Source organism: Pseudomonas sp. RL_5y_Pfl2_73, assembly GCF_963970515.1.
In the GTDB taxonomy this organism is placed as follows: domain Bacteria; phylum Pseudomonadota; class Gammaproteobacteria; order Pseudomonadales; family Pseudomonadaceae; genus Aquipseudomonas.
The window spans coordinates 1-12,927 of record NZ_CAXAPD010000035.1 but is presented as its reverse complement, the minus strand read 5'-3'; the positions used below and the strand labels follow the sequence as shown (position 1 = coordinate 12,927).

Sequence of the window (12,927 nt, the reverse complement as noted above, 5' to 3'; positions counted from 1 at the left end):
GACTGGAGCCTGCATATGATCACTTACCCCTCTCTTCAACGATCCCGCTCAACCTCAGGAACAAGGCTGTCGCCACCGGTCCTGGCTGCGGCCAGGGACGGGGTGATCAACCCCGCTTGGCGCAAGACCGTCGTTACCGTCAAACCTTATCCCATGATGACGTGCGGGGATGAGGTGCTGCTGCGTTGGCATGGGCTCAACAACGAGGGTGAGCCTTACCGGCATGAAGTGGCCGGGTTCGTCACGGAGCGGCAAGTAGGGCGAGACGTCGTGTTCGTCGTGCGCGAACCGCATATCGCCGAGTTGGACGGTGGCTCGCTGGAGATCTCCTACCAGGTGATGGGCAAACGATTGCCGGGCACGTTGGTTTCAGAACACCTGCAACTGGAGATCGGCGATGCATCGCCGCAACTGCTGCCTGCCATTGCCAACGATGCGGTAGGCGGCAGTCTCGATCCGAATCGGGTGCCTGACGGAACCTGGGTGAGCATTCGGCCCTACGCCAGGATGGCGGTTGGCGATCGCTTGATCCTGACTGCCAGCAAGGATTCCAACGCGCTGTGGCGCGATGTGCTGGATATAGAAGCTCATGCGGTTGGCTGCGAGGTATCGCTCTGGATCGACCACTCGTTGATCGCTCCCTATGTGGGACACGATCTGGTCCTGGCCTATGTCGTCAGGCGTGGGCATTCGGTGCGTCGTGCCGAGCCCTTGTCGTTGCACATCGGTCCGCTGCTGCGCCCTGCGTTGAAGGCCCTTCAGATTCGGGAGATGAACGCTGGGTGGCTGGAGGTCGACGACCTGCAAGAAGGGGTGACGGTTGTCATCGATGACCCCGGGCTGGAGGCGGGCGAGTGGGTCGGGTTGCAGTGCAATGGCAACTCCGCCTATGTGCTTGAACGCGAAATCACCGAGGCCACGGCAGGTCGGCCGCTGGTGTTTGTGATTCCTGCCTGGTATTGGCAGGCGCAGCGCGACAGGTCGGTGAACGTGTTCTATCAGGTCGAGCGCCTGGATGACGTCAGCCAGCGGTCCGAGTGGGTGACGGTCCAGGTGCGTTCCAAGGCGCCAGGCTGAACGAAGGCCTGCACAACCTTGCGGGAGCTCGCTCCCACAAGGTCTGCGCCGCCCTCTGGTGTCTCGGGATCTCAGGCTGGCAATTGCAACCTGTGATGAGCATCGCGCAACAGCTGCTCGGTGGACTCCCAGCCCAGGCAACCATCGGTGATCGAGACGCCGTAGCGCATCGACGGGCCCAGCGGCTGGCAGCCTTCGAACAGATGGCTTTCGAGCATCATGCCGATCAGGGAGCGGTTCCCTTGCAGTCGTTGTTCCAGCACGTCATTGAACACCTGCGGTTGGCGCAGCGGGTCTTTGCCGCTGTTGGCGTGGCTGCAGTCCACCATGATCCGCGCCGGTATCTTGAGGCGGGTCAGGTCGTGGTGTACCTGCGTGACGCTCTGCTGGTCGTAGTTCGGCCCGCGATGGCCGCCGCGCAGCACCAAGTGGGTGTCGGGGTTGCCCGGTGTCTGGATGATCGCCGGATGCCCCTGGCTGTCCACGCCGAAATGCCGATGGGGATGGGCGGCAGAGCGCATGGCATCGCAGGCAATGCCGACCCCGCCGTCCGTGCCGTTCTTGAACCCCACGGGCATGCCCAGGCCGCTGGCCATTTCCCGGTGGATCTGCGACTCGGTGGTGCGCGCACCGATGGCGACCCAACTGAGCAGGTCATCGAAGTAGCTGGCGGCCATGGGTTGCAACAATTCGGTGGCGACAGGCAAGCCCAGTTGCAACATTTCGCGCATCAGTTCCCGGGACAAGGTCAGGCCGGCGGCCATGTCATCGCTGCCATCCAGGCCAGGATCGTAGGCCAAGCCTTTCCAGCCCACGGTCGTGCGGGGCTTTTCCACGTAGGCGCGCATGACCAGCAGCATGCTGTCGCTCATTTCATGGGCCACGCGAGCCAGGTTGGCGGCGTATTCGAGGGCGGATTTGGGGTCGTGGATCGAGCAGGGACCGACGATGACCAGCAGGCGGGAGTCCTCACCGTCGAGGATCGCGCGGATAGCCTGGCGATGGGCGCTCACTTGGTGGCTCAACGCGGTGCTGAGCGGCAATTGGTGCTTGAGTTGCAACGAGCTCGGCAGACGCAGGGTCAGGGCTTCGTTGGCAGGGTTGAGCGTGGACAGCGGCAAAGCGGAGATGGACGAATTCATGATCTGGCTTCCTGGACGAGCAGCGGGTTCGTTCCCGCGGGCCGGCCCTAGAGGGGTGTTCGACAATTGGCCGGATTGGCCCGCAATTGAGGCTTGCCACCGGTAGGTGACCGATCGGAGGCGGCAGGCTGTCCCGAGCGGTGGCTGGTAAATCGCCAGGCGGAAAAACTGTCGTAACGGTAAAAAGTGGCGTAGTTCATGGCTCAATCCTCAAGTTGTCTGGTGCTGCAAATGTGTGTGGCCTGAAAAACAAAACCCCCGGTCGGGAGGCCGACCGGGGGTTTGAAAACTCTGGAAGGCGACCCGTTTAAAGTGGGCGCCGGTTGGGTATCAGGCGCGCCAGTGGCTAAACCAATACCCAAAATACAAGCTGACCGGAGTTTGAACGCTGTTCGCCCAGGCAGCCGCAACCGAGCGCGGGGCGCTGGCGGTTTGAAGCGGTGAGAGGGCGTTGAGCATGGTCTGTCTCCGATGAATGGCCCTGAGCTTACTTGAGGACGGTGCGCCCGTTCAATCAGAAAATGCTATCGAGGGCATGCAATTGTTCGCCTCGGCTTGAGTCCGCTGGGCTTTATGACAAACTTCAAGTTTGCAGCGCCTCCCAGGATGACCTATGACCGCTCCAATCTTCGCCGCCGCCCAGTCGATCTCCATCGCGGGGGATATTCGCGCCAACGTCAGGTGTCATCAGCGTTTCATGCAGGCTGCCGTCGAACAGGGCGTGCAGTTGCTAGTGTTTCCTGAGCTGTCGCTCACCGGCTACGAACGTGGCCTAGCGGCGGATCTGGCCATCCTGGCGGACGATGCCGTACTGCAACCGCTGCGCGAGTTGGCGCGTGAGCTCGGCTTGACGGCGGTAGTGGGCATGCCGATTCACCTGTCGGCGGACGCCCCGGTGTTGATCGGCGCGTTGGTCCTTGGCGCGGACGGTTCCCTCGGGGTGTACAGCAAGCAGCATCTGCACCCTGGGGAAGAAGTCACCTTCGCCCCGGGGCATGGCGGCTCGATACTGGCGATGGGGCAGGATTACATCGCCCTGGCCGTATGCGCCGATTTTTCCCACGCCAGCCATGCTGCCGCGGCAGCCGGGCAGGGCGCTACGCTGTATGCGGCGGGGGTGTTGATCACCGAGGGGGGCTACGTGCCCGATACGGCATTGCTGCAAGGATACGCCCGGCAGCATGCCATGGCCGTGCTGATGGCCAATCATGGCGGCGCTACCGGAGGCTGGGAATCGGCTGGTCGCAGTGCTATCTGGGGCCCGGACGGTTCGCTGCTCGCGACAGCGCCAGGCACGGGGGAGCTGTTGGTGATCGCCCGCCGCGACGCCAGCGGTTGGGTAGGGCAAGTCGTGCCGGTGGCAGTGCGTTGATGAGGTGTTCATGAGTTTCGAGTGGCGTGTGGCAACGGCCGGGGACATCGATTTCGCCCGGCAGCTGACCTGCGACAACATGCTTCCTTATTACCTCAAGCATGATTTGCTCTGGCAGGACGAAGCATTCGATCTGGCCTGGATCATTCGCCAGAGCTGGATAATCAGTCGTGCCGGCCAGGCGCTGGGCTTCGTCAGCCTCAGTCGTGATGCCCGAGCGTTGTATATCCGGGAGTTGCAGATCGGCGAGGCGTTTCGCGGGCGGGGCGCTGGTACCTGGGCGATCGGACAGGTTTGGGGGCTGGTAGGGTTGGAGCGTCGCCCGGCGCTGCGCCTGACGGTGTTCAAGGATAATCCGGCCAGGGCGTTGTACGAACGCATGGGCCTGCGCGTCGTGGGCGAGGATGAGTGTTTCCTGAGGATGCAGCGAGACGTCGGTGCCTGAAGCCTCGGACGTTGTGCCAATAAAGATGTGTTGTAACTTTTATCTGTTCCTTTGCGCTAGGTCTGCCGGATGCTTTTTGCTAAGGTGTTGTGCAACCCAAATAAGACCAAATCGTGAGGTGTCTGCTTGATTAGGGTGTTAGTGGTCGATGACCATGATCTCGTCCGTACGGGCATTACACGAATGCTGGCTGACATCGATGGCCTGCAGGTAGTTGGCCAGGCTGAATCCGGGGAAGAATCCCTGATCAAGGCGCGTGAATTGAAACCCGACGTGGTGTTGATGGACGTCAAGATGCCTGGCATCGGCGGCCTTGAGGCCACGCGCAAGCTGCTGCGCAGTCACCCGGACATCAAGGTGGTCGCGGTGACCGTGTGTGAAGAGGATCCGTTCCCCACCCGGTTGTTGCAGGCGGGTGCGGCGGGCTACCTCACCAAGGGCGCTGGCTTGAACGAGATGGTCCAGGCCATTCGCCTGGTTTTTGCCGGGCAACGCTACATCAGCCCACAAATCGCCCAGCAATTGGCGATCAAATCATTCCAGCCAACCAACGATTCTCCCTTCGATGCGCTGTCGGAGCGGGAAATCCAGATTGCCCTGATGATTGTCGGTTGCCAGAAGGTGCAGATCATCTCCGACAAGCTGTGCCTGTCGCCAAAAACCGTCAACACCTACCGCTACCGTATCTTCGAGAAGCTTTCGATCAGCAGTGACGTCGAATTGACACTGTTGGCGGTGCGCCACGGCATGGTCGATGCCAGCGCCTGAAAATGACTGAATTGTTTGATCCAAGCGCGTTCCTGTCCACTTGCAGCGGTCGCCCCGGCGTGTACCGCATGTTCGACAGCGAGGCGCGCCTGCTGTACGTCGGCAAGGCCAAGAACCTCAAGAAACGCCTGGCCAGTTACTTCCGCAAGACCGGTCTCGCCCCGAAGACTGCCGCCCTGGTGGGGCGCATCGCGCAAATCGAAACAACGATCACCGCCAATGAAACCGAGGCGCTGCTGCTTGAGCAGACGCTGATCAAGGAGTGGCGTCCGCCGTACAACATTCTGTTGCGCGACGATAAATCCTACCCGTATGTGTTTCTGTCCGACGGTGCCTTTCCGCGCCTGAGCATTCATCGGGGCGCCAAAAAGGCCAAGGGTCGGTATTTTGGTCCTTATCCCAGCGCTGGGGCGATTCGTGAAAGCCTCAGTCTGCTGCAGAAAACGTTTTTCGTTCGCCAGTGCGAAGACAGCTATTACAAGAATCGCACCCGGCCCTGCCTGCAATACCAGATCAAGCGCTGCAAGGCGCCTTGCGTGGGGTTTGTCGAGCCGCAGGTCTACGCCGAAGACGTACGTCACTCGGTGATGTTCCTGGAGGGCCGCAGCAATGCGCTGACCGATGAATTGTCGGTAGCCATGGAAGACGCGGCGGTCAACCTTGAGTTCGAACGGGCCGCCGAGTTGCGCGACCAGATTGGCCTGCTGCGCCGCGTGCAGGACCAGCAAAGCATGGAAGGGGGCAGCGGTGATGTCGATGTGATCGCTGCGTTCATCAACCCGGGTGGCGCTTGCGTGCATTTGATCAGCGTACGTGGCGGTCGCGTGCTGGGCAGCAAGAACTTCTTTCCCCAGGTGGGCATCGAGGAAGACGTGGCCGAGGTCATGGCGGCATTTCTGGGTCAGTACTACATCAGCAGCCCGGAACGCGACTTACCTGCCGAGTTGATCGTCAACGTGGTCCACGAGGATTTCCCTGCCCTGATCGAAGCCATCGACAAGCTTCGTGGTCGTGAACTGACCATCAGTCACCGCGTTCGTGGCACCCGTGCCCGTTGGCAGCAACTGGCCGTGACCAACGCCGAACAGGCCCTGGGTGCGCGCCTGGCCAACCGTCAACACGTGGCGGCGCGGTTCGAGGCCCTGGCCGATGTCCTCAACCTGGACGAGCCGCCGCAGCGGCTGGAGTGCTACGACATCAGCCATTCCAGTGGCGAGGCAACGGTGGCGTCCTGCGTGGTGTTCGGTCCGGAAGGCCCGATCAAGTCCGATTATCGCCGTTACAACATCGAAGGCGTCACGCCGGGCGATGATTATGCGGCGATGCATCAGGCGTTGATGCGACGCTTCGGCAAGCTGAAGGACGGGGAGGGCAAGTTGCCAGACATCCTCCTGGTGGACGGTGGCAAAGGCCAGTTGTCCATGGCCCGTGATGTGCTCAATGAACTGATGGTGCCGGACCTGATCTTGCTGGGCGTGGCCAAGGGCGCAACGCGCAAGGCCGGTTTCGAGACCTTGTACCTGAACGACGCTGCCCATGAGTTCACCCTCAAGGGTGATTCTCCGGCGCTGCACCTGATCCAGCAGATCCGCGACGAAGCCCACCGTTTTGCCATCACTGGACACCGTGCCCGCCGTGGCAAGACGCGCCGTACGTCTACACTGGAAGGTGTGGCAGGCGTCGGCCCGACGCGACGCCGCGACTTGTTGAAACATTTTGGTGGATTGCAGGAGCTGTCTCGTGCCAGCATCGAGGAGATAGCCAAAGCACCCGGTATCAGTAAAAAGCTCGCTGAGTCGATTTATGCAAACCTGCACAGCGAGTAGAATGCCCGTCAACCTCGCAGCCAGTTGTGCCGATGAATATCCCAAATCTGATTACCGTCCTACGCGTCCTGCTCATCCCAATCTTCATTTTGCTGTTCTATTTGCCGTACCACTGGAGCTACATGGCCTCCGCCTCGGTCTTTGCGTTCGCCGCCGCGACGGACTGGCTGGATGGTTACCTGGCTCGACGTCTGGAGCAGAGCACGCCGTTTGGTGCCTTCCTGGATCCGGTGGCCGACAAGCTGATGGTCGCGGTGGCCCTGGTGCTGCTGGTCCAGGAACACGGCAACCTCTGGCTGACCTTGCCGGCGGCGGTGATCATCGGCCGCGAAATTGTTGTCTCGGCGCTCCGTGAATGGATGGCCGAGCTGGGTGCCCGCGCCCAGGTCGCCGTGTCGAACCTGGGCAAATGGAAAACCGCCGCGCAGATGCTCGCGCTGGTGATCCTGCTGGCGAATCCTTCGGACTTCAGCTTCTGGGTGCTGTTGGGCTATGCGCTGCTGGTGGTATCCGCCGGCCTGACGCTGTGGTCGATGATCCAATATCTGCGCGCCGCTTGGCCGCATCTGCGGACGGATGTAGACCCGAAATAAAACTTTTTTGAATCAAGGGGTTGACGGCGTAGTCTGAATCTATAGAATGCGCCACACCAAGACGCGGGAATAGCTCAGTTGGTAGAGCACGACCTTGCCAAGGTCGGGGTCGCGAGTTCGAGTCTCGTTTCCCGCTCCAAATATTGCGCTACAGAGTTCCACTGAATTCTGTAAGTGATTGAAATCAGGGCCTTTAGGCCCTTTTTTCGTTCCAGCGGGAACCACTGAAATCCAGCACTATCCGGTGCGTTTAAGTCCAGGATTAAGTCCAGAATCCTGACGCGTACCGAATCGGTTTGATGCTGGAGCAGTTTGCGTAGCGAGATGAGCATCTGGCCCTGACTCTGTTCAGGAGCTCGCGATGGCACTCTCAGAAATGACAGTTCGGCATGCCCGAATCACCGGTAATGACTACACCCTCGGCGACAGTGATGGTCTCACACTCAATGTGACGGCCAGAGGCGGAAAAGTCTGGCTCTTCCGTTACTACTGGGCAGGCAAGCAGAAGCGCATGTCCTTGGGTTGTTACCCGCAAATCTCCCTCAAAGAAGCACGTACTCGACGTGACGAGGCGCGCGCCTTGGTTGCCCAGGGCATCAATCCCTATGAGCATCGTAAACAACAGCGACTTGCTGTTCATGCTGCGAAGGAGCACACCTTCGAGGCCGTGTTCAATCAGTGGGTGGAGTTCCGCAGGCTGAGCCTGAAGGAAGGGCGCCAGAGCACGCTCTCGCAGATTTTGAGGATCTTCAGTAAAGACGTCCTGCCTATACTGGGTGGGCGTTCTATCTACGATATCAATCGTCACGATCTGTTGGATTTGCTGAGCAGGATCGAACAGCGCAAGGCCTTAACGACAGCCGAAAAATGCCGGACTTGGTTCAACCAATTGTTCCGCTATGCGCTGGTGAAGATCGAGGGGCTGGAGCACAACCCAGCGTCAGACCTTGACGTAGTTGCACTCCCCAAACCTCCGGTTACGCATAATCCATTTCTTCGCATGGACGAGCTCCCGGCATTGATGGCTGCTCTTCGAAACTACGGTGGCGCCAACCAAACTCGGCTTGGCCTTCGGTTGTTGCTGCTGACCGGTGTCCGCACGGGCGAATTGCGGTTGGCAACACCCGACCAGTTCGATCTGGAGAAGCGGTTGTGGGTGATACCCGCGGAGGTGGTGAAACAGCTCCAGCTAGCCATGCGAAAGCCAGGTAAGCAGACCCAAAATGTACCGCCTTATATCGTGCCGTTGTCGGTTCAGGCGCTGGAGATTGTGCGTCACTTGCTGGAACAGGTTGTCCCCGCACAACGCTACTTGTTTGCGCATCGAAGCGATCTGAGCAAGCGTATCAGTGAGAACACGCTGAATGGCGCGTTGCGTCGGATGGGGTATGCCGATCAACTCACTGGTCATGGGATGAGGGCGACGATCTCGACGGCGCTGAACGAGATCGGATACCCGAAGGTATGGGTGGATGCCCAGCTTTCTCATGCTGATCCGGATAAGGTGAGTGCGGCCTACAATCACGCGGAATACGTGGAGCAGCGCCGGACCATGATGCAGGATTGGGCGAACCGTCTGGATCTGTGGGGGCAGGGCCAGCCGAAAGCGGCAAGTTCTCCGCTTACCATTCGTTTAGAGGGTGCAGCTTCGTTACCTGCGTTGGAAAACGCGAACACAAACGCCGTTCTGTACGGCAGTGGCTTCCCAGCGACGACGGTCCCAGCCTCCAAAACATCCGTCAGCAACGAACCGGTCCTTAACGCGGCTCAGTATTCACCTGTCCTACCTGCTTCAACGCAGACTGAACAGCTGCGCGAACCCGAAGTATCTGAGATACAACGTCAGCGCGCCGAGATGCTAGCCACCTATGAAGCTTCGAATAATTTGCCGCTGCTTGTCTTCGCCAAACTGGCAGGCAAATCCCGAGATCAGATCAACCGCGATATCAAGGCTCGGCGCCTGTTGTCCCTGAGCCTTGGGAATCGCGGTCAGCGCATTCCTGATTGGCAGCTTGATCCACTGCGGCACAAGTTGGTACTTGCTGCGTTAGCGCAGTTTCCGGATGTTGATGCGTGGAGGCTTTATCGGACGGTCTGTGAGCCTCATGAGCGACTGAAGGGGCGCTCGCCAATCGATGTACTCACTCTGGAGAACTTCGACGTGACTGTGCGAATCGTTTATAACTCGCTGGGCTCAAACTGAGGTGCTGTCTCGTGCGGTGACAACGAATGTCGCTGCTTTCTTGGGCCCGTCTAGCGCTACTCCTGAATGTGTGGGCTACGCAAGTCGCCTGATGTTTCGGAGCTGGTCGGCTAGAGGATTCTATTGCGCAGGAAGACGCCATTTGGCAATATCCCGCTCCCGCACTCTCTTGTCAGCTCTCCATCCCTCTCATTTGGGGGCTGTGTTTTTGAGGGGCGGGTAATCACCCGGCCTCGTGCCGGGTTTTTTATGCTTTCGGCAGATACGGCTGGTGGATAAACATGGAATTCAGCTACCCCTCGTATGGGGTGCTAGGGGGCGAGTGTTCGAATCACTCCGTCCCGACCATATTTTTCAATGACTTAGCTCGATTCGGAAACGATCGGGCTTTTTCATGTGTGAAAAATACTCCCACATTTACTCCCAAAAATATTCTGGATCTAGTTGCAGCGTCTAGGTGGTGTAATGAGGTACCGCATTGGCGAGCATGTTTTAACGAATTATCTGCAACACCGATGCCGGCGACCTAGGATTGATCGCTTGAAGGCCTATCAGACTTGCATCATGAAGACTCACCACTGATTGTTACTCTGCAAATTGCTTCCGCAAATCCAGCCAAGGCTTCCGCTTCCTGCACATAGCACTTCGAGCCTAGGTGCTGTTTAAAAACGAGGACGCTGGGAAGCTGGCTTGCTGTGTTGGCGGCTTCGTCTGTGGTGCCACTGGGAGTAATAAGTGAGTTGTTAAGTGTTTTTGCCCGCTGTGAAAAGCGCCGTGTTATGTAGCGCATGTAAGCAAAGCCGGCTTCCGAGTATCCCCCGCATGCGTCGCCAAGTTTCGGCTAGTGAACGGTTTGTATCCCGATTAACGTGGGCGGCGGCAAGTCAGTGTGCAAGAAGCGGGACGATGAAGATCGACCCGTCAAGATGCTGTCATGGCGGAGGCTGCGGTGTCTCGGTAGGTCCGATCGCAGCGCCAGGTCAGCTTTGGTGTAAAGTCGCACCGTCATTGTTCACCGCGTGGATGTTTTGTTTGGGCAGGGTGGCAAACTTTACGCCGAGAGGCGGTAGCTAGCATAGCTCGTCAACTTAACGAGCGTTAGGATATGAGTTTTTGTGCAGCGATCAGTGCATCATTGATGATCAGCAATGAATCAATACCCGATCGACAAAGGGCTTATAAGTGACATCACCTGCCAACAGCGCTCGTCAGCAGCGCTACGCCGCGTTTCAGGCGTTCTTGAACTCGGCCACCGAACGCTTCAATGGGCTTTGTAATCGTCATGATGCCGCCATGCAGTTGCGTGATATCTACAGCTTATGTATCGCCCCTGGCGGTCGCGCGGGAGGAAAAAACTCGCGCCAGCTCGAGGTTTTTTTTGGTGCTCGCCCCTACGACCAACAGGAGTGCTTTGATAGGTCCCTGAGGCCTGCTGTGAAGTTGCTCGCCGAACGTGGCGCGACAATGGAGTTTGTGCGTGACGATCACGGCCGGGTTCATGTATTGCTTTACCCAGCAGTGACTGAGGGTACGAAGCCTTTGGAGGATGCGATTGAACTCGGTGTCGTCAATGACCCTGCCGATCTGGCGAAGGAGGCTGTTCTTTCGCGCTATTTCGGCCTGCTTGTGGCTTATATGCAATGTACTTGCCTCGACGGTGCGCCCAAATTCAAGGACAACTTGGCGGTGGGCAAACTGCGTCATTTCCGGCGGACCTATGTAGACGGGCGGATTTGCGATTCTTGGATCTGGATTGCGTCCCGGGGAGTGTTCAAGTGGGGAGCGACTGTCGGTTTCAGCGGCATCCTGCTGGCTACCGTACAGTGGGGGTTCTCCAGGGAGGGGCCGATGGCGGTGGAGGTGACGGCAGAGCCGTCCCATACACAGCAGCAGCGTAACGACCTTATCAATCTAGGTAGAGAAAATGCATCGCGGCTCGATGCTCTGGAGAGAGTTCTTGGGGATATACGCCAACGGCTCGATGCGCCTCTGGTGACTTTTTCCGCGTCAAACGCCAGCATTGCCCCGGTTGCAAAGGGCAATGGCCGCCCGACAAAGTGAATGAAGGGCGGTTACTAATTGAGCTGACTAGCGGAGGTCAAAGCTACTGTTCCTGAACCTATCGTAATTCTCTTGGGCAAGGGCCATGATCCTATCCCTCACGGGGGAGGTGTAACGTTCCCATTTAATGGGGTTGTAACGTCTTATGGCTCTCAGGATATAGTACTCGATGTGGTTCATCGCGTGGTCGGGATGTGTTTGAGGGACAAAAGCCTTAAGCAGATCGTAGTAGCGGTGGTAATCAATCTTTTCATTTTCAACAATCGCGTCCTGGCCATTGAGGATGGATCTCGAGTATTGGATGACTTCCAGCAATGTGCCAATTTCATGCTGCGCTAACAGTCGGGTCAGCTTGTCGGGGCTGCCCACCTCTTTCTGATGCTGGTCGAGAATCATCTGCTCGGTGATTTCGTCGAACCATAGCTTGTGGTTGTACTCGGGTAGGGCTTTTATCGGTTCTTCATTCGGCCCACGAAGGTGTTCAAGCTTGAATTGCGTGGTGTGGTTCCTGATTTTCTCTTTAATCGCCGACTGATCCTCATTGAGGCTGCCCTTGATGACTTGATTGAGCCTTTTGTTCAGTTCTTCTTCGCAAACGTCGCCGTCAGTGACTGCCAAGGCGGAGAAGAACGGGATTTGATAGGAGGCGGTCAGCTCGTTGCCATAAGTGTAAAAACCATACATGCAGGAGGCTTGGTTCGCCCATACGCCGGAGGTGATGTACTTGATTGCGGACTTGGGCTCATTGACGGAGTTATGGCGTAACGTCAAATCGATGACCTCTTGTGCGAGACGGTCTTCAACAATGACATAAATGAAGGGAATGAATTTAGCTTCAAACGAACCCGTGCGCGTCACGATTTTCGTTCCTATGATCCCGTTACTCATGCTATTGATCCCTAGTGAGTGATTTACCAAGGCCCATGGGGGAAGCCTTTGGTTGTGAGTCAAAAACTGTGATCCACCCGTTGATACCCCGTAGGCTGACAACGCCACGGACGTGCATGGGGAGTCTGAAAAAGCTCAATAGCTGCCTCGCTCAATCCATTCGGCGGTCTTGTCAAATCGGCAGATTGGGATAAATCTTTAGGTTGTTGATTGGTCAGGTAGCCTTGGCGCCAGCTTAAGTTAAAATCGTCGCAAAGGGTTTACAAGACAGTCCGAAACAGGCCATCCAGAACAATCAGCTTGTAGCGGTTCAGCGTGGCGCCGCAATCAGGCAACATTGTTTGACACCGCCGCCGCCTTTATTCATCGAAAGACACCATGATTTGGCAACAGCATAGTTCGAGGCAACCCTCATGGTTGAGCTATCGGCGTTTTTCAAGGTAGTTGTCGCGTCACCGTCTAACTATGCTGCTCTTTTCTCGGCTGGCTGCTCCCGATCCGGGTTCAGCAGCACCGTGCCTATCGGCTCCCAGTTGCGTGTCTGGCCTGGCC

The 12,927-nt window shown here is 57.9% G+C and carries 10 protein-coding genes and 1 tRNA gene; 9 read left to right on the top strand and 2 right to left on the bottom strand.

The features are described from left to right. Window positions 1-102 precede the first annotated feature (102 nt). Window positions 103-1,077 (top strand): hypothetical protein, encoded by a 975-nt coding sequence (locus tag AACY42_RS24915; protein ID WP_339482980.1) that lies wholly within the window; start codon window positions 103-105, stop codon window positions 1,075-1,077. 71 nt (window positions 1,078-1,148) lie between these two features. Here the strand turns inward: AACY42_RS24915 and AACY42_RS24910 are convergent, their stop codons facing one another. After that, window positions 1,149-2,219 carry a 3-deoxy-7-phosphoheptulonate synthase gene (locus AACY42_RS24910; protein WP_339482979.1) on the bottom strand — a complete coding sequence of 357 codons (1,071 nt, stop codon included), beginning with the start codon at window positions 2,217-2,219 and terminating at the stop codon, window positions 1,149-1,151. 613 nt (window positions 2,220-2,832) lie between these two features. On the opposite strand from AACY42_RS24910, the gene AACY42_RS24905 reads away from it, so the two are divergent. From AACY42_RS24905 to AACY42_RS24870, 8 genes are all read left to right on the top strand, one after another. Then, the gene (locus tag AACY42_RS24905; RefSeq protein WP_339482978.1) at window positions 2,833-3,591 is read left to right on the top strand and encodes a carbon-nitrogen hydrolase family protein; all 759 of its coding nucleotides are present in this window, start codon (window positions 2,833-2,835) and stop codon (window positions 3,589-3,591) included. Between the two features lie 10 nt (window positions 3,592-3,601). Next, the gene (locus tag AACY42_RS24900; RefSeq protein ID WP_339482977.1) at window positions 3,602-4,036 is read left to right on the top strand and encodes a GNAT family N-acetyltransferase; all 435 of its coding nucleotides are present in this window, start codon (window positions 3,602-3,604) and stop codon (window positions 4,034-4,036) included. 126 nt (window positions 4,037-4,162) lie between these two features. Next, window positions 4,163-4,804 (top strand): response regulator transcription factor GacA, encoded by a 642-nt coding sequence (gene gacA / locus AACY42_RS24895; protein WP_003200277.1) that lies wholly within the window; start codon window positions 4,163-4,165, stop codon window positions 4,802-4,804. A 2-nt stretch (window positions 4,805-4,806) separates the two neighbouring features. Next, window positions 4,807-6,630, top strand: a complete 1,824-nt coding sequence (uvrC, locus tag AACY42_RS24890; protein ID WP_339482974.1) for an excinuclease ABC subunit UvrC — start codon at window positions 4,807-4,809, stop codon at window positions 6,628-6,630. Between the two features lie 32 nt (window positions 6,631-6,662). Continuing rightward, entirely contained in the window at window positions 6,663-7,223 is a 561-nt protein-coding gene (gene pgsA / locus AACY42_RS24885) for a CDP-diacylglycerol--glycerol-3-phosphate 3-phosphatidyltransferase (RefSeq protein ID WP_339482973.1), read from the top strand. 63 nt (window positions 7,224-7,286) lie between these two features. Continuing rightward, a tRNA-Gly gene (locus AACY42_RS24880) sits at window positions 7,287-7,362 on the top strand. Window positions 7,363-7,584: 222 nt separating this feature from the next. Beyond that, window positions 7,585-9,426, top strand: a complete 1,842-nt coding sequence (locus tag AACY42_RS24875; protein WP_339482972.1) for a tyrosine-type recombinase/integrase — start codon at window positions 7,585-7,587, stop codon at window positions 9,424-9,426. 1,182 nt (window positions 9,427-10,608) lie between these two features. Beyond that, window positions 10,609-11,487 (top strand): hypothetical protein, encoded by an 879-nt coding sequence (locus AACY42_RS24870; protein WP_339482971.1) that lies wholly within the window; start codon window positions 10,609-10,611, stop codon window positions 11,485-11,487. Between the two features lie 27 nt (window positions 11,488-11,514). On the opposite strand, the gene AACY42_RS24865 is transcribed toward AACY42_RS24870, so the two are convergent. Then, the gene (locus AACY42_RS24865; protein ID WP_339482970.1) at window positions 11,515-12,375 is read right to left on the bottom strand and encodes a hypothetical protein; all 861 of its coding nucleotides are present in this window, start codon (window positions 12,373-12,375) and stop codon (window positions 11,515-11,517) included. Between the last annotated feature and the right edge of the window lie 552 nt (window positions 12,376-12,927).

Excerpts from the sequence above, each read along its gene's own strand:
- pgsA (WP_339482973.1), top strand. The coding sequence starts at position 6,663 with ATGAATATCCCAAATCTGATTACCGTCCTACGCGTCCTGCTCATCCCA.
- AACY42_RS24900 (WP_339482977.1), top strand. The coding sequence starts at position 3,602 with ATGAGTTTCGAGTGGCGTGTGGCAACGGCCGGGGACATCGATTTCGCC.
- AACY42_RS24910 (WP_339482979.1), bottom strand. The coding sequence starts at position 2,219 with ATGAATTCGTCCATCTCCGCTTTGCCGCTGTCCACGCTCAACCCTGCC.
- AACY42_RS24865 (WP_339482970.1), bottom strand. The coding sequence starts at position 12,375 with ATGAGTAACGGGATCATAGGAACGAAAATCGTGACGCGCACGGGTTCG.
- uvrC (WP_339482974.1), top strand. The coding sequence starts at position 4,807 with ATGACTGAATTGTTTGATCCAAGCGCGTTCCTGTCCACTTGCAGCGGT.
- AACY42_RS24905 (WP_339482978.1), top strand. The coding sequence starts at position 2,833 with ATGACCGCTCCAATCTTCGCCGCCGCCCAGTCGATCTCCATCGCGGGG.
- AACY42_RS24875 (WP_339482972.1), top strand. The coding sequence starts at position 7,585 with ATGGCACTCTCAGAAATGACAGTTCGGCATGCCCGAATCACCGGTAAT.